Source organism: Microbacterium sp. SCPM-O-B-15248 (M128), from assembly GCF_058214835.1.
Genome location: NZ_JBYQLI010000008.1, coordinates 42,969 through 60,720 on the forward strand (window position 1 = coordinate 42,969; position 17,752 = coordinate 60,720).

General features: G+C 70.9%; 20 protein-coding genes. 8 read left to right on the plus strand and 12 right to left on the minus strand.

The features are described from left to right. Positions 1–14 precede the first annotated feature (14 nt). The 3 genes from AC3E6M_RS13550 to dapA all read right to left on the minus strand — a co-directional run bounded on the left by AC3E6M_RS13550 (position 15) and on the right by dapA (position 3,320). Complete coding sequence (locus AC3E6M_RS13550) at positions 15–506, minus strand: GNAT family N-acetyltransferase (protein ID WP_138176803.1); 492 nt, start codon at positions 504–506, stop codon at positions 15–17. An 82-nt stretch (positions 507–588) separates the two neighbouring features. Next, positions 589–2,265 carry a ribonuclease J gene (locus tag AC3E6M_RS13555; RefSeq protein WP_138176806.1) on the minus strand — a complete coding sequence of 559 codons (1,677 nt, stop codon included), beginning with the start codon at positions 2,263–2,265 and terminating at the stop codon, positions 589–591. Positions 2,266–2,342: 77 nt separating this feature from the next. After that, a complete protein-coding gene (gene dapA / locus AC3E6M_RS13560; protein ID WP_138176809.1) occupies positions 2,343–3,320 on the minus strand; it encodes a 4-hydroxy-tetrahydrodipicolinate synthase in 978 nt (325 codons plus the stop codon). 110 nt (positions 3,321–3,430) lie between these two features. Between dapA and AC3E6M_RS13565 the strand changes: the two genes are divergently transcribed. Then, positions 3,431–3,967 (plus strand): NUDIX domain-containing protein, encoded by a 537-nt coding sequence (locus AC3E6M_RS13565; protein ID WP_292901006.1) that lies wholly within the window; start codon positions 3,431–3,433, stop codon positions 3,965–3,967. A 2-nt stretch (positions 3,968–3,969) separates the two neighbouring features. On the opposite strand, the gene AC3E6M_RS13570 is transcribed toward AC3E6M_RS13565, so the two are convergent. From AC3E6M_RS13570 to AC3E6M_RS13580, 3 genes are read right to left on the minus strand one after another with little or no spacing between them, the layout of a single operon-like run. Beyond that, entirely contained in the window at positions 3,970–4,725 is a 756-nt protein-coding gene (locus AC3E6M_RS13570) for an SDR family NAD(P)-dependent oxidoreductase (protein ID WP_490530218.1), read from the minus strand. After that, a complete protein-coding gene (locus AC3E6M_RS13575) occupies positions 4,722–5,225 on the minus strand; it encodes a dihydrofolate reductase (RefSeq protein ID WP_138176818.1) in 504 nt (167 codons plus the stop codon). The genes AC3E6M_RS13570 and AC3E6M_RS13575 overlap by 4 nt, the downstream gene beginning before the upstream one ends. Then, on the minus strand, positions 5,222–6,031 hold the full coding sequence (locus tag AC3E6M_RS13580) for a thymidylate synthase (RefSeq protein WP_490530219.1): 810 nt from the start codon (positions 6,029–6,031) through the stop codon (positions 5,222–5,224). Before AC3E6M_RS13580 ends, AC3E6M_RS13575 begins: the two co-directional genes overlap by 4 nt. Before the next feature lie 177 nt (positions 6,032–6,208). Here AC3E6M_RS13580 and AC3E6M_RS13585 point away from each other — a divergent pair, with 177 nt between their 5' ends. The 4 genes from AC3E6M_RS13585 to AC3E6M_RS13600 all read left to right on the plus strand — a co-directional run bounded on the left by AC3E6M_RS13585 (position 6,209) and on the right by AC3E6M_RS13600 (position 8,653). Beyond that, on the plus strand, positions 6,209–6,646 hold the full coding sequence (locus tag AC3E6M_RS13585; protein WP_138176824.1) for a TlpA family protein disulfide reductase: 438 nt from the start codon (positions 6,209–6,211) through the stop codon (positions 6,644–6,646). Then, positions 6,639–7,214: a DUF4395 domain-containing protein gene (locus tag AC3E6M_RS13590; RefSeq protein WP_490530220.1), complete on the plus strand. Its 576-nt coding sequence runs from the start codon at positions 6,639–6,641 to the stop codon at positions 7,212–7,214. The genes AC3E6M_RS13585 and AC3E6M_RS13590 overlap by 8 nt, the downstream gene beginning before the upstream one ends. A gap of 106 nt (positions 7,215–7,320) precedes the next feature. Continuing rightward, positions 7,321–7,746, plus strand: coding sequence for an OsmC family peroxiredoxin (locus AC3E6M_RS13595; RefSeq protein ID WP_138176830.1), 426 nt, complete (start codon positions 7,321–7,323; stop codon positions 7,744–7,746). After that, a complete protein-coding gene (locus AC3E6M_RS13600) occupies positions 7,739–8,653 on the plus strand; it encodes a TIGR01777 family oxidoreductase (RefSeq protein WP_490530221.1) in 915 nt (304 codons plus the stop codon). The genes AC3E6M_RS13595 and AC3E6M_RS13600 overlap by 8 nt, the downstream gene beginning before the upstream one ends. Before the next feature lie 64 nt (positions 8,654–8,717). On the opposite strand, the gene AC3E6M_RS13605 is transcribed toward AC3E6M_RS13600, so the two are convergent. Together AC3E6M_RS13605 and dapB are read right to left on the minus strand one after the other, a co-directional pair. Beyond that, positions 8,718–9,170, minus strand: coding sequence for a hypothetical protein (locus tag AC3E6M_RS13605; RefSeq protein ID WP_490530222.1), 453 nt, complete (start codon positions 9,168–9,170; stop codon positions 8,718–8,720). Beyond that, positions 9,167–9,979 carry a 4-hydroxy-tetrahydrodipicolinate reductase gene (gene dapB / locus AC3E6M_RS13610; RefSeq protein ID WP_490530223.1) on the minus strand — a complete coding sequence of 271 codons (813 nt, stop codon included), beginning with the start codon at positions 9,977–9,979 and terminating at the stop codon, positions 9,167–9,169. The genes AC3E6M_RS13605 and dapB overlap by 4 nt, the downstream gene beginning before the upstream one ends. An 81-nt stretch (positions 9,980–10,060) precedes the next feature. Here dapB and AC3E6M_RS13615 point away from each other — a divergent pair, with 81 nt between their 5' ends. Both AC3E6M_RS13615 and AC3E6M_RS13620 read left to right on the plus strand, forming a co-directional pair. Next, a complete protein-coding gene (locus AC3E6M_RS13615; RefSeq protein WP_138176842.1) occupies positions 10,061–10,528 on the plus strand; it encodes a GNAT family N-acetyltransferase in 468 nt (155 codons plus the stop codon). Positions 10,529–11,004: 476 nt separating this feature from the next. Next, entirely contained in the window at positions 11,005–11,172 is a 168-nt protein-coding gene (locus AC3E6M_RS13620; RefSeq protein ID WP_490530224.1) for a hypothetical protein, read from the plus strand. 152 nt (positions 11,173–11,324) lie between these two features. Here the strand turns inward: AC3E6M_RS13620 and AC3E6M_RS13625 are convergent, their stop codons facing one another. The 4 genes from AC3E6M_RS13625 to AC3E6M_RS13640 all read right to left on the minus strand — a co-directional run bounded on the left by AC3E6M_RS13625 (position 11,325) and on the right by AC3E6M_RS13640 (position 16,081). Beyond that, positions 11,325–11,795, minus strand: coding sequence for a hypothetical protein (locus tag AC3E6M_RS13625; protein WP_490530225.1), 471 nt, complete (start codon positions 11,793–11,795; stop codon positions 11,325–11,327). Between the two features lie 31 nt (positions 11,796–11,826). Continuing rightward, positions 11,827–12,429, minus strand: coding sequence for a histidine phosphatase family protein (locus AC3E6M_RS13630; RefSeq protein ID WP_138176848.1), 603 nt, complete (start codon positions 12,427–12,429; stop codon positions 11,827–11,829). A gap of 80 nt (positions 12,430–12,509) precedes the next feature. Then, complete coding sequence (locus AC3E6M_RS13635) at positions 12,510–13,556, minus strand: aldo/keto reductase (RefSeq protein ID WP_138176851.1); 1,047 nt, start codon at positions 13,554–13,556, stop codon at positions 12,510–12,512. 227 nt (positions 13,557–13,783) lie between these two features. After that, entirely contained in the window at positions 13,784–16,081 is a 2,298-nt protein-coding gene (locus AC3E6M_RS13640; protein WP_490530226.1) for a polyribonucleotide nucleotidyltransferase, read from the minus strand. A gap of 303 nt (positions 16,082–16,384) precedes the next feature. Between AC3E6M_RS13640 and AC3E6M_RS13645 the strand changes: the two genes are divergently transcribed. After that, entirely contained in the window at positions 16,385–17,668 is a 1,284-nt protein-coding gene (locus AC3E6M_RS13645; RefSeq protein ID WP_490530227.1) for a coiled-coil domain-containing protein, read from the plus strand. Positions 17,669–17,752: the final 84 nt, after the last annotated feature.

The window sequence follows — 17,752 nt, forward strand, 5'->3', positions numbered from 1 at the left end:
GATACCCGGGAGTCTCAGCGCAACGTACGGACCATGACGTCGCGCCCTTGCCCGGCGAGAGTGACGGCGAAGCCCTCGCGGCGATAGAAAGTGCGGGCGAAGTTGTCCCGCTCGACGCTCAGACTGATGCGGGAGAACCCCTCATCGCGGGCATGACCGACGAGACGTTGGAGGAGCGCACGGCCCACGCCGTGCGCGCGCCACACGGGCCGCACGCCGATGATCAGCTCCGGCACCCCCGTGCCGACCCAGCCGAACCCGGGCTCGCTGCGCGGAAGCAGGCGGTACCACGCCGCCCCGATCGCCTCGCCCGCGGGCGACTCCGCCACGAACCCCGCATCGCCCGGTCGCAGCCACCCCGCGACGTAACGCCGGTGGTCGGGGTTGCTGAGGATCTCGTGGCGCGGGCGCGCACTGCCGGCGCGCCAATTGGCGGCCTCGACCGTCATATCGACCAGGAAGGAGCCGTCGGACGGGAGCGCCGCGCGAATCGGGAAGGCGGGCATGCCCGCATGATACCGACGCTCGCGCCGGCACACGGCGCGAGCGCCCGATGACCACTCCGCGGGGTGGTCATCGGGCCTGGCCTCAGGCTTCGATGACGAGCGGAACGATCATCGGACGACGACGAAGCGCCTGGTTCACCCACCGCCCGATCGTCCGGCGCACGACCTGGGACAACGCATGCGTGTCGCGGACTCCCGACTGCGCCGCCTCCGCCAGCGCGGCTGCGATCTTCGGCTTGACGCTCTCGAACACGGCGGCGTCTTCGGCGAAGCCGCGGGCGTGCACCTCGGGTCCCGAGATGATCTTCCCGGTCTGGCGGTCGACGACGACGATCACCGAGATGAACCCCTCTTCTCCCAGGATCCGGCGGTCCTTCAGGTCGGCATCCGTGATCTCTCCGACGGACGACCCGTCGACGTAGACGAAGCCGATGTCGAGCTGACCGACCACCTCGGCGCGGCCGTCGCGGAGGTCGACGACGGTCCCGTTCTCGCCCAGGATCGTGTTCTCGGCCGGGATGCCGGTCTCTTGAGCGAGCTTGGCGTTGGCCACCAGGTGGCGGTACTCGCCGTGCACGGGCAGCACGTTCTTGGGCTGGAGGATGTTGTAGCAGTACAGCAATTCGCCGGCGGCGGCATGGCCCGAGACGTGCACCTTGGCGTTGCCCTTGTGCACGACCGTGGCGCCGAGCTTGGTCAGTCCGTCGATGACGCGGTAGACGGCATTCTCGTTGCCCGGGATGAGGCTGGATGCCAGGATCACGGTGTCGCCCTCGCCCGGCTCGATCGCGTGGTCGAGGTTGGCCATGCGGCTCAGGACGGCCATGGGCTCGCCCTGCGAACCGGTCGACATGTAGACGATCTTGTCGTCGGGCAGGTCGCGCGCCTTCTTGTAGTCGATGAGCACGCCGTCCGGGACGTTGAGGTAGCCGAGATCGGCCGCGATGCCCATGTTGCGCACCATGCTGCGCCCGAGGAGCGCCACACGACGACCGTTGGCGTGGGCTGCGTCGAGCACCTGCTGCACGCGGTGCACGTGGCTCGAGAAGCTCGCGACCACGACGCGTCGGGGGGCCTTGGCGATGACCTGGTCGAGCACGGGTCCGATCGCACGCTCCGTGGGGGTGAACCCGGGTACGTCGGCGTTGGTGGAGTCGACGAGGAACAGGTCGACGCCTTCTTCTCCCAGGCGGGAGAATGCGCGGAGGTCGGTGATGCGGCCGTCCAGCGGCAGCTGGTCCATCTTGAAGTCGCCGGTGGCCAGCACGAGGCCGGCGGGGGTGCGGATCGCCACCGCCAAGGCATCCGGGATCGAGTGGTTCACGGCGATGAACTCGAGGTCGAAGGGACCGACCTGCTCGCGCTGCCCCTCTCTCACCGTGAGCGTGTAGGGGCGGATCCGGTGTTCCTTGAGCTTCGCCTCGATGAGAGCGAGCGTCAGGCCCGAGCCGATCAGAGGGATGTCGCCCTTGAGCTTCAGCAGATAGGGAACGGCGCCGATGTGGTCTTCGTGCCCGTGGGTGAGGACGACCCCGACGACGTCGTCGAGGCGGTGCTTGATCGGCTCGAAGTCCGGCAGGATCAGGTCGACGCCGGGCTGGTGCTCCTCGGGGAACAGCACGCCGCAGTCGACGACGAGGAGCTTGCCCTCGTACTCGAAGACGGTCATGTTGCGGCCGACCTCGCCGAGGCCGCCGAGGGGGAAGACGCGCAGTGTGCCCGGCTGGAGCGCGGGCGGGTCGTAGACGGTCGTGGGCATGAAGTGCCTCCTCGGATGCCGCCGTACGGCATCCCTTCGTGTGGCGTCCCTGGCCGCGGTTCGGCGGACGCCGGTGCTTATCTCGTGGTGCCGTGCACCTTCGGCAGGGCACCGCCGGCGGCCGCGTTGCGGTCGGGGCGGAAGTTGGAGAAGTCGGCGCCCGCGACCTCGCGGACGAGAGCGAGCTCGTCCTCGATCGCCGCGGCCTCCCACTCTTCGGGACCGACCAGGGGCAGGCGCACGCGCGGGCTGCCGATGCGGCCGAGGCCGTGCAGGATGTACTTGGCCGCGACCGTGCCCGGCACGTGCGTCATCGTGGCGCGGACCAGGGGCTCGAGGCGCTGATGGGCTGCGGTGGCGGTCGCGAGGTCGCCGCGGTTCACGGCATCCACGATCGTCCGGTACGGCGCGGCCGCGATGTTCGCGGTCACACCGATGAGTCCGGACGCCCCGATCGCGAGGTGCGGGAGGACGTTGGCGTCATCGCCCGAGAAGTACATCAGGTCGGTCTGATTGAGCACCCGGCTGACCTCGCTGAAGTCGCCCTTGGCGTCCTTGACGGCGAGGATGTTCGGGTGCTTGGCCAGCCGCAGAATCGTCTCGTACTTGATCTCGACACCCGTACGGCCGGGGATGTCGTAGAGGATCACCGGAAGGTCGGTCGCGTCGGCGACGAGACGGAAGTGCGTCAGGATGCCGGCCTGGGTGGGCTTGTTGTAGTACGGCGTGACGATCATGATGCCGTCGGCGCCGGCTTTCTCGCTGGCCTTGTAGAGCTCGATCGCGTGCGCGGTCTCGTTGGATCCGCCGCCCGTGATGATCTTGGCGCGACCGGCTGCGACGTCCTTGCCCACCTCGACGAGGCGGAGCTTCTCGGGGTCGGTGAGGGTGGAGGTCTCTCCCGTCGTGCCCGTGACGACGACACCGTCGGCGCCCGCGCTGACGACGTCGTCGATGTGCTTCTCGACGGCGGGCCAATCGACCTCGCCGTCGGCCGTCATCGGGGTGACGAGCGCGACGAGCACCTGACCGAAGGGGTTGCCGGAGTGCGTCATGCTCTCAGGTTATCGGTTCGCCCCGCTCTCCCCGCTGTCGCGCCGATCCTCCCGGTGAACATCGACCGACGCCGCCCGTTCCGCGGTCGGCGGCGCTCTAGGCTGACCGCATGACCTGGACCACCCGCTCCTCCCGCACGGTGTACGAGAACCGGTGGATCGAGGTCCGCGAAGACGAGGTCACCGGGCCGGACGGCGACGGCATCTACGGAGTCGTGCGGATGCAGCAGCCCGCCGTCTTCATCATCGCGCTCGATGAGAACGAGCGTGTGTGCCTGGTCGAGCTGGAGCGCTACACGACGGGGCGCTCGCTCGAGGTCCCGGCCGGTGGCACGGACGGCGAGGACCCCCTCGTCGCGGCGCAGCGGGAACTGCGCGAGGAGACGGGCGTCACCGCGGCACGGTGGGAGCACCTGGGCCGCATGAACGCCCTCAACGGCATCGCTGACGCCCCGGAGCACGTCTATCTCGCGCGGGACCTGGAGATCGTGGATGCCGCGGCCTCACAGCGCGAGGAGGGCATCGAAGCCGTGCGCTGGGTACCGTTCGGGGACGTCCTGGGCCTGGTCGCCGACGGCGAGATCTCCGACGGCGAGACGGTCGCGGCGCTGGCGTTCGCCGGCATCCGGCTCGGCCGGTTCCGCTGAGCTCAGCGCCCCCGCGCCGCCGCGCGCACGACCACCCGGTCGGGCAGAACGCGCGAGGCGGCCACGAGCAGCTTGTATCTCCAGGACGGGATCGACACTGCACGACCGCGTGCCGCGTCGCGCAGTCCCTCGCGCACGACCGTCTCGGCGTCGAGCCACATCCCGGGCGGAACGCCCTCCTGGCCGGGCGGGAGGCCCAGCCGCTCATGGAAGTTCGTGTGGACGAATCCCGGGCAGACGGCGGTGACCGTCACGCCGTGCGGTGCGTAGGCGACGTTCGCCCAGCGGCTGAGGGAGATGAGCCAGCCCTTGACGGCGCCGTATGTGCCGCGCGGGACGAACCCGGCGACAGAGGCGACGTTGACGATCCGTCCCTCGCCGCGCGCGAGCATGGCCGGCAACGCCGCGTGGGTCAATCGCATCGCGACCTCGACGTGCAGCCGCAGGTGGCGCACCTCGTCGGCGATGTCGTTGGCCTCGAAGGACAGATTCAGCCCGAAGCCGGCGTTGTTGACGAGCAGGTCCACGCCCGCGGCCACCCGGGCCTCGACCGCTCTGAGGTCGTCGGCGTCGAGGAGGTCTGCCGCGAGCACTTCGACGTTCGATCCGCACGTCGAGCGGATGCCGTCGGCCACCGCGGCGAGCGCGGCGCGGTCGCGCGCCACGAGGATCACGTCCGCGCCGCGGGCGGCGAGCTGGCGCGCGAACTCGGCGCCGAGGCCCGAGCTCGCGCCGGTGACGAGCGCGGTCCGCGTCACTCCCGGCCCTCGGGCACGTAGGTCTCGAACCGGTAGCGGATGCCGGTCCGCGAGACGTGCCATCCGTCGCTCGGGTCGGCGGCGATCCGTGTCCAGCCGTCCAGGCTCGGCGCCACGGTGTCTCCGTCGACGTCGAGATCGAGCTGCGTGACCTCGAGCACGTCGGCGTGGGTGATCGCGTCGGCGTAGAGGCGCCCCCCGCCGATCACCCACACCCGGTCGGTGTCGGCGCTCTGCAGGGCGGCATCGAGAGAGTCCACCCGCTCGGCGCCTTCGGCATCCCCTCCACTCGTCCGCGACACCACGATGTTGCGACGCCCCGGAAGGGGCCGGAAGCGCGGCGGGAGCGACTCCCACGTGCGCCGGCCCATGACGACGTCGGACTCCCCCGTCACGGCGCGGAAGTGGGCGAGGTCTTCGGGGACGTGCCACGGCATGCCGCCGCCCGCGCCGATGACGCCAGCGCGCGACTGCGCCCAGACGAGTCCGAGGGTCGTCATACCGCGACGGCCGCCCGGATGGCCGGGTGGTGCTGGTAGTCGTCGATCACGATGTCGTCGTAGGTGTAGTCGAAGACCGAGGCGGGCTTCCGGGCGAACCGGAGGGTCGGGTACGGGAAGGGGTCGCGGGAGAGCTGCTCCTCGACCTGCGCACGGTGGTTGTCGTAGACGTGGCAGTCGCCGCCGGTCCAGACGAACTCGCCGGGCTCGAGCCCCGTCTGCTGCGCGATCATGAGCGTCAGCAGGGCGTAGGACGCGATGTTGAAGGGGACGCCGAGGAACATGTCGGCGCTGCGCTGATACAGCTGGCACGAGAGCTTGCCGTCGGCGACGTAGAACTGGAACAGGGCGTGACACGGAGCCAACGCCATGTCGGGGATGTCGGCGGGGTTCCAGGCCGACACGATGAGCCGACGGGAGTCGGGATCGCGGCGGATCTGGTCGATCACCTGCGAGATCTGGTCGATCGCGCCGCCGTCCGCGGTGGGCCAGGAGCGCCATTGCACGCCGTACACGGGGCCGAGTTCGCCCTCGGCATCCGCCCACTCGTCCCAGATGCTCACGCCGTGCTGCTGCAGCCACCCCACATTGGATTCGCCGCGAAGGAACCACAGCAGTTCGTAGACGATCGACTTCATGTGGACGCGCTTGGTCGTCACGAGGGGGAAGCCGGCGGCCAGGTCGAAGCGGATCTGCCGCCCGAACACGCTCGTGGTGCCGGTGCCGGTGCGATCCGACTTGTGGACGCCCGTCTCGAGGACGTCGCGGAGCAGGTCTTCGTAGGGGGTGGGGATGTCGGCGGTCACGGCCTTCACGATACCCGCGGGTCCCGCGCGCCGGAGTGCGCCGGGGGAACGATCCCGGCGCCGGGCCCGCTGGGGAGGAGGCGCCACCTGGACGCGGGCCGGGCAAACGCTGAGCGGAGGCGTCATGGGGCGACTCATCGGCCCCTGGCGCTCCCGGGCGCGTTAGCGTTGTCGGTCGTGGACCTGACCATCGCTCTCTTCGCCGTCGCCGCGCTCGTCGTGCTGGCAGCGGTCGCCGGCGTCGTCTTCCGCCTCACCCAGGGCCGCGCCCGCACCGTGGACTCCGCCGAGATCGTCGACCCGCGCCGCCTCGGTGCGGACGCACTCGGCGAGGAAGCCACGCTGCTGCAGTTCAGCACCGAGATGTGCTCGCGGTGCCCCGGCGTGCACCGCATGCTGTCGGAGGTCGCCGACGGCCGCGAGGGCGTACGGCATCTCGACGTCGACCTCACCCACCGCCCCGACATCGCCCAGCACTTCCGCGTTCTTCAGACCCCCACCACCCTGGTCCTCGACCGCCACGGTGCGATCCGCACCCGTTTCGGGGGCACGCCCGGTCGCGCGGTCGTGGAACTCGAGCTCAGCCGCCTGCAAGAGGAGACCACCCGTGCCTGAGGTCCAGCGCATCGATGTCCGAGGACCGCGGTTCGCGGCATCCCTCACCGCCGTTCTGCTGTTGATCGCGACGTTCCTGTCGCTCGTCGGGATCTCGACGCAGCGCTCCCGCTCCTTCGGGTGGTTCGCCTACCAGCCGCTCGCGGACGCGGTCTATCGCCCCGAGGAATGGGCCGTGTCGACTGCTCCCTTGTGGGCGCGCGTCGTCGACCCCGGGTTCCTGCTGCTGCTCGTGATCGCCCTGCTGTTCGTGTGGGGTGTCGTCTCGCCGCGCACCGCTCCGTGGGGTGTGCTCTTCCGCCGCGTGGTGCAGCCGCGACTCGCGCCGCCCACCGAGTTCGAGGACCCGCGTCCGCCGCGGTTCGCGCAGGGCGTCGGCCTGTTCGTGACCGCCGTTGGCCTCCTGCTGCACCTCTTCGGCGTGCCGTGGGCTCTCCCGATCGCCGCGGCGATGGCCTTCGTCGCGGCGTTCCTCAACGCCGTCTTCGGACTGTGCCTGGGATGCCAGCTCTACCTGCTGCTGCAGCGCGCGGGCCTCGTCGGGCGTCGGCGCCCCTCTGCCGCCTGAGCCTCTCCCCCGCGTCGCCTGTCAAGACCCTCGGCGGGTCGGACCCCCTGGCTAGGCTGGCCAACGCCGCAGCCATGAGGGCTGCGTCGGAAACCGGGAGGTTCGAATGACCGTCACGAGCGAAGCCACCACCGCCTGGAAGGGCAGCCTGTTCGAGGGATCGGGCGAAGTGACCTTCACGTCGTCGGGGATCGGCACGTTCGACGTGAACTGGAAGGCGCGCAGCGAAGGCTCCGCTTCGGTCACCACACCCGAGGAGCTCCTCGCCGGCGCACACTCGTCGTGCTTCAGCATGGCGCTGTCCAACGCCCTCGCCGAGAACGGCACCCCGCCGCAGTCGATCGATGCGACCGCCTCCGTCACCTTCAAGCCGGGCACCGGCATCACCGGCAGCCACCTGAACGTGAACGCGGTCGTCCCCGGCATCGACGCCGCCACGTTCGAGAAGATCGCGAACGACGCCAAGGCGAACTGCCCCGTCTCGCAGGCGCTGGCAGGAATCGACATCACCCTCGAGGCCACGCTTGCCTGAGTCCTCGACCCGACGCGTCGTCCTCAGCGGCGCGTCGGGTCTCATCGGCTCGGCCCTGACCGAGGCGCTGCGCGCCGACGGCATCGAGGTCACGTCCCTCGTCCGTCACGAGCCCACCGGCCCGCACGAGGTGCAGTGGCTCCAGGATGCTGCTCCCCTCGACCCGGACGTGCTGGCCGGCGCCGACGCCGTCGTGTGCCTCAACGGCGCGACGATCGGCCGCTTCCCCTGGACGCGCTCCTACAAGAGCACACTGCTGTGGTCGCGGATCACGCCCACGCGCACTCTCGCCACCGCGATCCGGGAGCTCGGCGACGACGCCCCCGCGCTCGTGAACGCCTCGGCGACCGGCTACTACGGGTCTCAGCCCGGGGCGGTGCTCACCGAGGCGTCCGCCCGTGGCGAGGGCTTCCTCGCCGACATCTGCGGAGAGTGGGAGACGGCCGCGCGCGGGGCAGGGTCGCGCGCCCGCGTCGCCCTGCTGCGCACCGCCCCGATCGTCCACGAGCGCGGTGTCCTCAAGCCGCTGCTGCTCCTGACGAAGCTCGGCGTCTCGGGCCCGATCGGCCGCGGCACCCAGGTGTGGCCCTGGATCACGCTCGACGACGAGGTGCGCGCCATCCGTCACGTCATCGACTCCGACCTCGACGGCCCCGTCAACCTCACCGGACCCGCGCGCGCCACGGCGAACGACCTCGGTTTCGCGCTCGCGCGCCGGATGAACCGCCCCTATGCGCTCCGCGCCCCGGTGTGGGGCGTCAAGCTCGCGCTCGGCCGCGATGCGACCGAAGCGCTGCTGGCCTCGGACGCCGACGTGCGCCCGTCGGTCCTGCAGGACGACGGCTTCACCTTCACGCACGAGACCGTGGAGGATGCCGTGGCCTCTGCCGTCCCCGCCGCGCGCTGAGCGGGGTGGGGCGGCCTCAGGCGGCGGCCGGGAACGCGCCGCGCGGTCGTGCGGCCGCGCCGGCTCAGGCCGCGCGGCGGTCGACGGCCTCGAGCGCGATCGCCCGACGGACGGCTTCGCGAGCGCGTCGCCGGTCGCCGGCCGCGTCGTATGCGAGGCCGAGGCGGTACCAGGACCGCCAATCGTCGGGATGCGCCTCCGCGGCGGCGCGGTAGGAGGGGAAGAGGGCGTCGGCATCGTCGCGCGTCGCGCGCCCGCTCGGTCGCACATCGATCTCTTCGTCGGGCAGGGCGCCCTCGGCATCCAGGATCTCGCCCAGCTTCTGAGCACGCACCCCGAACCACAGCTCACGGCCGATGGCCCACAGCGCGATGATCGGCAGCACGATCAGCGCAACCCCCATCGCGATACCGACGCCCTCGCCGCTGGACAGCAGCACGACGGCGCGCTGACCGGCCAGCACGATGTACAGCAGCAGCAGCACCGTCATGACCGCGACGGCGGCGCGCGTCTTCATGCGCTGGTGGCGCCCGCGACCTGGCCCGAGACCGCGCCGTCGGCGACGGGCGCTTCGTCGCGCGCCGGGCGCGTACGCACGCCGATGTCGATGAAGCTGTCGAGACCGACGATCACTCCGCGCGCCTCACGGGCCGCGGCCATCGCGATGCGGATGCCGGGGGCATAGGCCGTGGCCGGGTCGATCGTGTCGTGGACGAGCGTGAGCGACTCCCCCGGCCCGGACAGCACGGTCTCTTGCTTCGCGACGACTCCCGGACGACGCAGCGAGTGGATCGGGACAGACGCGACCTGCTGGCCGCGGGCGCGCTGGTCGACGTGCGGCGAGCGGACCGGACCGACCTTCTCGCGCGCGGCGGCGATGAGCTCGGCCGTGCGGACGGCGGTGCCGCTGGGTGAGTCCACCTTCGACTCGCGGTGCGCCTCGATGATCTCGATGGAGGGGAAGAAGGGGGCGGCCGCGGCCGCCAGTGCGCTACCGATCACGGATCCCAGCGAGAAGTTGGGGATGAAGACGACACCCGTGCCACTGGCATCCACGAGGGGGCGGACCAGCGCGATGCGCTCGTTCGACCATCCCGAGGTGCCGACGAGCACGTTGATCCCGCGCTCGATGGCCGCGCGCACGACGTCGATCGAGACCGCGGGAGTCGACGCGTCGATCACCAGGTCGGCACCGTCGAGCTCGCCGAGATCGGAGCGCGGGCCGAGCACCGCGGAGACCTCGTACCCCTCTTCGGCCTCGACGACCTCGCGGATGACTCCGCCGAGCTTTCCGGTTCCGCCCACGATGGCAACGCGTGTGGTCATGCTGCCAGCCTAGGCGGCGGCGCCACCTCCCGACCGGTCCTGTCCACAGACGCGCCGTCCGGCCTCGCCTAGCATCGACCCGTGGCTTCGATTCGCATCTCCCCCGTTGACGCCCCCGATGCTCACGCGCTGCTCGAGGAGTACTTCGCCGTGCGCGCCGCCATCTTCCCGGGCGGCGGATACCGCACGACGTTCCCCTCCCCCGCGACGTTCGTCGAACCGGCCGGTGTGTTCGTCGTGCTCGACGACGACGAAGGCCGCCCCGCCGGGTGCGGCGGCATCCGGCGGATCGACGACGGACCGCACGGCCCGCGCGACGAGGTCAAGCACCTGTTCGTGCGCGACATCGGGCGCGGTCGCGGGTGGGGCCGTCTGCTCCTCGACGACCTCGAACGCCGGGCGCGCGAGCGCGGAGCGGCAGAACTCGTGCTCGACACGCACCACACGCTGGAGGCGGCGGGCGGGCTCTACGCGCGGTCGGGTTTCGAAGCGATCCCGGCGTACAACGACAATGTCAACGCGACCAGGTGGTATGGCAAGGTGCTCTGAGCGGGCGTCGCCTCGGAGGCGGCCCCGAGGATCGCTCCTGGCCAGCGAAACCGGTGCTGGAAGCCGCCCGGGATGCCGTCCCGCTCGCCTCATCGCCTTCACGCATGAGGTGACGCTCTCGCGCGGGTCTCCAGACGCCTCCTCGTCAACGCGGTCGAGGGGAAACTCCTCCTGCTCGGACAACCGCCCGGCGCCCACATCCACCCGTCACGTGCTCGATGCCGACCCGGGTGGCATCCGGTGACGGGAAGGCACGGACGGTGTCGAGCATCCGCGCGCCGATCCCCTGCCCGAGCAGAGCCGGGTCGATGGAGAGCTTCCAGATCATCGGCACCGCGGGTGTCTTCGCTCGCGACGGCGAGACGGATGCCGATCGGGATGAACGCCGACGTGCCTCCGGCCGAAGAGAAGGCGCGCGGCCGTAGCCGGGAGCACGGACCAGGGCGCGGACCGCGCGTTCCGCTAGCGTCCGAGACATGACTCTCGAGGAAACCACCACCCTCACGTGGATCATCGCCGCCGCATCGTTCCTCATCGGCTGCCTGATCCTGTGGTTCATCATCTATACCGCCGTGCGCTCCGCGCTGTCCGCGCACCGGCAGGCGCTGCAGGAGGAGGGCCAGCTGCCGCTCCACCGGAGTTGACCACGGTCTCCGACAGTCGCGACACGGTCGCTCGGGACACCGCACGCGAAGTATGCGCAGGGTTTCGTCCTCGCGACGCGAGGGGACACGGCGGCGCGCTGATCCGCTCTCACCACGGGAGATGACCGTACCTCGCGGTGGCCCCGGATCGCTCAGGGACGGTGCGGATGCACGTCGACCCGAGCAAAGCCGGCCTCGCGCTCAGCGCCGGCGCGGTCGTTCCGTCGCGCGGCCCGAACGGTCACCGGGCCGACGATCGCCACCGTGACCACCGCGGTCAGTCCGCCGAAGAAGAGGCCGAGCACGACGCCGTAGCCCCCGGTCGCCGCCGTCACGACGGCGAGCCAGAAGACGAATGCCGTCCCCGCCGCGGAGGCGGTCGCCACCGCCGCGCGGGAGGCGACCGATCGCTGTCGAGACCTTGTCCACAGCAGGAGTGCGACCCAGAACCCGAGCACCGCCGGCAGCACGGCGACGAAACCGGCGAAGGCTCCGTAGAACGGCAGGACCCACACCACGCCCTCTTCGCCGCGGTCGGGCGGGATCAGGAAGCCGAAGAGGACCGCGCAGACCAGGGCTCCGGTGACGCTGCCGCCCAGAGCCAGGCACCCGACGACGGGCACATACGGTCCGCCGCGCGACGCCGTCGGCATCTCAGACCGGCAGCGGATCCACGAGCCCGGTGCGCAGCTCGACCGGCAAGTGGGCCAGGTCGTTGTGCGACAGGACCGTCCAGGGTCGGCCCTTCTTCTGCGCGATGACGGTCAGCCCGCAGTAGGCCTGGTTGATCGTCATCCAGCGCCACTCGGGGGCCTGCAGTACCTCGCGGACGAACCACGCGATGACGAAGTTGTGCGTGATGAGCAACTCGTGCACCTCGCCGGTCTTGCGCGCGAGGAACTCGGCCGTGGCGTCTTCCATCTGCGCGCGCCCCGCCTCGACCTCCGCCTCGGTCACGGAGCCGAAGAACGGCTCGTACGCCGCGGGGGTCTCGGGCGTCATGCCCGTCGGGACGCAGTCGAACAGCAGGGCGGATGCCTCGGGCGACACCGACGGCAGACGCTCGGCGACGGCGCGCGCGGTCTGCGCAGCGCGCTCGAGCGGCGAGTGCCACACGGCATCCAGCGGCAGCCCGGAGAGCCGGTCGGCGAGCAGCGCAGCCTGGCGCTGGCCGCGGGGCGAGAGGGGGCCGTCTGTGAGCCCGTGCTCGGCATCCTGGTGCTCGCCATGGCGCACCAGGTAGATGTAGTGCGTCACGTCAACTCACCTCGTCGTCAGTGTGCGGACCCCCCGCCGAACACTTCCAGCCTACGTCACGCCCCCGACACGGGGGTGGATCACTCGGCCGCGCGGGCGATGTCCGACAGCTGCGCGCGACTGAGCCGTACGCCGACCGCGCGCATGCACTCCACCACGTGGCGCGGCGCGAAGGCGTTGACGATCGGGGCCGTGACCGCCTTCTGCGCGAGCAGCCACGCCATCGCGACCGCGGCATCCTCCACCCCCAGCTCTTCGCCGATCACGTCGAGGGCGCGCAGCACGCGGGAGCCGCGGCGGTTCAGGTTCACCGCGAGCTGGGACCCGCGTACCGAGCTGGCCTGCTGACCGCGGGTGCGGGTCTCGCCGGCGAGGAAGCCGTGCGCGAGGGGATGCGATGGCGTGACGGCGATCCCCTGCGCCGAAGTGATGAGCCGCAGATCGCCGTCGAACTCGTCGCGGCGCAGCACGTTGTAGGGCACGTCCAGCACCGTGACGCGCGGGTACCCCGCCGAGGAGAGGATGCGAGCCTCGACCAGCTGTGACGCCGTGTAGCCGCACGCGCCGATCGCGCGCACCTTGCCGCTGTCGACCAGCCACTCGCACGTGGCGAGGGTGTCCTCGAGCACCGCGGAATCACCGCGTACGGCGTCGAGCGAGAGCACGTCGATGCGGTCGGTGCCCAGGCGGCTGAGCGACGCCTCGACAGCGCGGACGAGGTTAGTAGATCCGAGCCCGGGGTTGTCGGGATGCCGACCGATACGCACCGCGAGCACCGTGTCGTCGCGGGTCCGCCGCGAACGCATCCACGACCCGATGATGTGCTCGCTGCGCCCGGCGGCGTAGCTGTCGGCGGTGTGGATCGCGTTGCCGCCGAGTTCGACGTAGGTGTCGAGGATCTCGTGACTGGTCGCGGCGTCGACGTTCCACCCGAACTCGCCGCCCCCCAGAAAGACGGGGAACACGTCGAACCCGGTCTCGCCGAGCGGCACGCGCACGTGCGATCCGAGACCCGGACCCTGCAGCGTCACGGGAGCCGACGGGTGCGACACGGGAGCCGACGGGTGCGCCACCCGGTCACGACGCAGGCGCGGCGAGGCCGTCTCGTCGACGCCCGAGCCGCTCATGGGCTTCCCCTCGTGCTGCGCCGGAGATGGGACACCGGCGGCGCCCGCTACGCCCCCGACGCGTAGTTCGAGGGTAGGGCCTGACCGGACCGCGGCCGCCGAATCCCACGGCTCAGCGATAAACATTGCATAACGCTTGCCGTCACCCGGGCACGCGAGCTCCGGCGGCGGGAAAGCACGGATGCCCGCCCCGCACACGGCGGGACGGGCATCCGGTGAGAGCGGGATCAGCCTTCGGCGGGAGCCTCGGGGCCCTCGCTCGCGGCGGCCGAGCTCTGCGTGTCCGCGGGCTCGGTCGTCTCGGTGGCCTCGTCGATCACGGGCTCGAGCGACAGCTTGCCGCGGTCGTCGATCTTGGTGATGCGCACCAGGATCTTGCGGCCGACGGACAGGACGTCCTCGACGTTCTCGACACGCTTGCCACCGGCGAGCTTGCGCACCTCGCTGACGTGCAGCAGGCCGTCCTTGCCGGGGAGGAGCGAGATGAACGCACCGAAGGTCGCGATCTTCACGACCGTGCCGAGGAACTGCTCGCCGACCTCGGGGTTGGTGGGGTTGGCGATCGCGTTGACCTGGGCGCGGGCGGCCTCGGCCGAGGGGCCGTCCGTTGCGCCGATGTAGACGGTGCCGTCGTCCTCGATCGAGATCTGCGCACCGGTCTCGTCCTGGATCGAGTTGATCGTCTTGCCCTTGGGCCCGATGAGCTCACCGATCTTGTCGACCGGGATCTGCACGCTGATGACTCGCGGCGCGGTGGGCGCCATCTCGTCGGGAGCATCGATCGCGGAGTTCAGGACGTTGAGGATCGTCAGACGAGCCTCCTTCGCCTGGGTGAGCGCCGCCGCCAGGACCGACGACGGGATGCCGTCGAGCTTGGTGTCGAGCTGGATCGCGGTGATGAACTCGCTCGTGCCGGCGACCTTGAAGTCCATGTCACCCAGAGCGTCTTCGGCGCCGAGGATGTCGGTCAGCGCGGCGTAGCGCGTCTGGCCGTCGACCTCGTCGGTGACCAGACCCATGGCGATACCGGCGACGGGGGCGCGCAGCGGCACGCCCGCGTTCAGCAGCGACAGGGTCGACGCGCAGACGGAACCCATCGAGGTCGAGCCGTTGGACCCGAGGGCCTCGGAGACCTGACGGATGGCGTACGGGAACTCCTCGCGGCTGGGCAGCACCGGCACGAGGGCGCGCTCGGCGAGGAAGCCGTGCCCGATCTCGCGACGCTTGGGGCTGCCCACACGACCGGTCTCACCGGTCGAATACGGCGGGAAGTTGTAGTGGTGCATGTAGCGCTTGCTCGTGATGGGCGACAGCGAGTCGATCTGCTGCTCCATCTTGAGCATGTTCAGCGTGGTGACGCCGAGGATCTGCGTCTCACCGCGCTGGAAGATCGCCGAGCCGTGGACGCGAGGAATGACCTGCACCTCGGCGTCGAGCGGGCGGATGTCGGCCAGACCACGGCCGTCCATGCGGACGCCCTCGGCGAGGATGCGACCGCGGACGATGGTCTTCGTGACCGACTTGTACGCGGCGTTGAACTCGAGCGTCGCGACGGCGGGCAGTTCACCCGACTCGACGGCGGCGAGGAGCTGCTCCTTGACGGAGGTCTTGACCTCGTCGTCGGCGTTCTGGCGGTCCTGCTTGTCGGCGATCTGGTACACCGGCACGAGGCGGTCGTAGGCGCGACCGGCGACGAAGTCGTAGGTCTCCTGGCTGTAGGCCGGGAACACGGGGAACGACTGGATCTCCTTGGCCGCCGTGCGGGCGACCTCGTTCTGCGCGTCGACCAGCTGGCGGAGGAACGGCTTGGCGGCCTCGAGGCCCTCGGCCACGACCTGCTCGTTCGGCTTGGTGGCGCCGCCCTTGATGAGGTTCCAGCTGCCCTCGGTCGCCTCGGCCTCCACCATCATGATGGCGACGTCGCCGTCGTCGAGCACGCGGCCCGCGACGATCAGGTCGAAGACGGCGTCCTCGAGCTGGGTGACGGTCGGGAACGCGACCCACTGGTCGGCGTGCTCGCCCTGCCCGGGGATGAGCGCGAGGCGCACACCGGCGATGGGGCCCGAGAACGGCAGACCCGAGATCTGGGTCGACAGCGAGGCGGCGTTGATGGCGAGGGCGTCGTAGAACTCGCCCGGAGCGATCGAGAGCACGGTCACGACGATCTGCACCTCGTTGCGGAGGCCGTCGACGAACGACGGGCGCAGCGGGCGGTCGATGAGACGGCACACGAGGATGGCCTCGGTCGAGGGGCGGCCCTCGCGACGGAAGAACGAGCCGGGGATCTTGCCCGCGGCGTACGAGCGCTCTTCGACGTCGACGGTCAGCGGGAAGAAGTCGAAGCCTTCACGCGGGTGCTTGCCGGCGCTGGTGGCCGAGAGAAGCATGGTCTCTTCGTCGAGGTACGCCGCGACAGCGCCCTGCGCCTGCTGCGCGAGACGACCGGTTTCGAAGCGGACGGTACGGGTGCCGAAACGGCCGTTGTCGAGAACGGCTTCAGCGGCGGTGATTTCTGGACCTTCCAAGAGGTCCCTCCTTCTTTGTTTAGGCTCGTCGCCCCGTGTGGGCGACGAGCTGACATGCGAAGGAGCAGGAACAGGCAGAAAGGGCGCGTCGACGCATCGACCCGGAAATCCCGGCGACTGGCCACCAGTAGACGACCACCCGGCGTCACGACGGGGAGTCCACCACAGGGGACCAGCGTCTGCCGGCCTGCTCCGTGAGCTCATCTTGAGTTGAGCGGATGCCATGGCGGCACCCTGCGAAAGCCTATCAGGGCGAGGGTTGCTCGGCTGGTTCGTTCCGAGGGCGTACCGTACCTTTGCCTCATGGGCCTCAGCCGTCTCACGCGTCACACGCTTCTCGCGTGCGCGCTGATGAGCGCGGTCCTCGTGATCACGCCGGTGACCGGTGCGGTGGCCGCGCCGGTCCACGTCGCCGCGGCCGGCGACGACGATCCCGCCGTCCGTGAGGTTCAACAGGCACTGGATGCCGCCGAGACCGCGGCCTCCGCCGCCTCGCGTCGCGCCCTCGACGCCTCGGCCGCGGCCGAGCGGGCCCGCCAGACCGCCGAGCTCACGGCGGCGCGCGCCGACGCGCTCACCGCGCAGAGCGACGCGGCCGACGCCGCTCGCACCGAGGCGATCACCCGCGCGGGAGCCAGCGTCGCCCGGCTGTACCGCACGACCTCAGGGGGTCCCCTCGTCGCGCAGCTGTTGACCGCGGCCGATCCGGACTCGCTGCTGGAGCGCCTCGGCATCCTCGATCGCGTGACGACGGTCACCGTCCGCACCGCGGGCGAGGCGCGGAGCACCGCCGACGTCGCCGAGTCCCTCCGCGCGCAAGCCGAACGGGCACGTGCGGAGGCGGCGCGCCGCGCCGCGGAGGCCGAGACCACGGCGGCCGAGTCCCAGAGGCAGTCCGACGCCGAGGCGGCGACGGTGACGGCGACGCAGGCGGAACTCGACCGGCTCTTCGCCCGACTGGCGGCGCTGCGCGAGACCACGGCCGCCCAGGAACGAGCCGCTCGCCTGGCGCAGCAGACCGCGGCGCAGGCCGCCGAGCCGGGCGGGGCGACGGGCGGCGGGTCCTCGAACGGCGGGGGGTCGACGGGTGGCGGGGCCACGGGCGGCGGGGCGACGGGCGGCGGAGCGGCCGGCGGCGGCGGCTCAGGCTCCGGCGGATCGGCGGGCGGCGGCGGCGGGTCGACGGGCGGCTCAGGCAACGGCTCAGGCTCCGGCAACGGCTCAGGCAACGGCAACGGCAGCGGCAGCGGCGGGTCGACCGCGCCGGCGGGGCCGACGATGAGCCCCGGGGCCGCGCGCGACTACGCCCGCGGTGCGATCGGCGGTTACGGCTGGGGCGACGATCAGTTCTCGTGCCTGGTGTCGCTGTGGAACCGGGAATCCGGCTGGCGAGCGGACGCTCTGAATCCGTGGAGCGGTGCCTATGGCATCCCCCAGGCTCTTCCCGGAGACAAGATGGCCGCCGCTGGTCCCGATTGGCGGACGAACGCCGCGACGCAGATCGCCTGGGGCCTGTCCTACATCAAGTCCCGCTACGGCTCCCCGTGCGGCGCGTGGGCGCACTCCGAGTCCACCGGCTGGTACTGAGTCGCCAGATCACGTGATCTGGTCGAGGTCACGCCTCGTGACCGTCCACGCCGTGCCCGTTCGGCCAGACCACGTGATCTGGGC

Bases quoted from the DNA above. Each gene is read 5' to 3' on its own strand.
- AC3E6M_RS13575 (WP_138176818.1), bottom strand. From the start codon at position 5,225: ATGACGACCCTCGGACTCGTCTGGGCGCAGTCGCGCGCTGGCGTCATC.
- AC3E6M_RS13595 (WP_138176830.1), top strand. From the start codon at position 7,321: ATGACCGTCACGAGCGAAGCCACCACCGCCTGGAAGGGCAGCCTGTTC.
- AC3E6M_RS13550 (WP_138176803.1), bottom strand. From the start codon at position 506: ATGCCCGCCTTCCCGATTCGCGCGGCGCTCCCGTCCGACGGCTCCTTC.
- AC3E6M_RS13645 (WP_490530227.1), top strand. From the start codon at position 16,385: ATGGGCCTCAGCCGTCTCACGCGTCACACGCTTCTCGCGTGCGCGCTG.
- AC3E6M_RS13555 (WP_138176806.1), bottom strand. From the start codon at position 2,265: ATGCCCACGACCGTCTACGACCCGCCCGCGCTCCAGCCGGGCACACTG.
- AC3E6M_RS13565 (WP_292901006.1), top strand. From the start codon at position 3,431: ATGACCTGGACCACCCGCTCCTCCCGCACGGTGTACGAGAACCGGTGG.
- AC3E6M_RS13620 (WP_490530224.1), top strand. From the start codon at position 11,005: ATGACTCTCGAGGAAACCACCACCCTCACGTGGATCATCGCCGCCGCA.
- dapB (WP_490530223.1), bottom strand. From the start codon at position 9,979: ATGACCACACGCGTTGCCATCGTGGGCGGAACCGGAAAGCTCGGCGGA.
- AC3E6M_RS13605 (WP_490530222.1), bottom strand. From the start codon at position 9,170: ATGAAGACGCGCGCCGCCGTCGCGGTCATGACGGTGCTGCTGCTGCTG.
- AC3E6M_RS13635 (WP_138176851.1), bottom strand. From the start codon at position 13,556: ATGAGCGGCTCGGGCGTCGACGAGACGGCCTCGCCGCGCCTGCGTCGT.
- dapA (WP_138176809.1), bottom strand. From the start codon at position 3,320: ATGACGCACTCCGGCAACCCCTTCGGTCAGGTGCTCGTCGCGCTCGTC.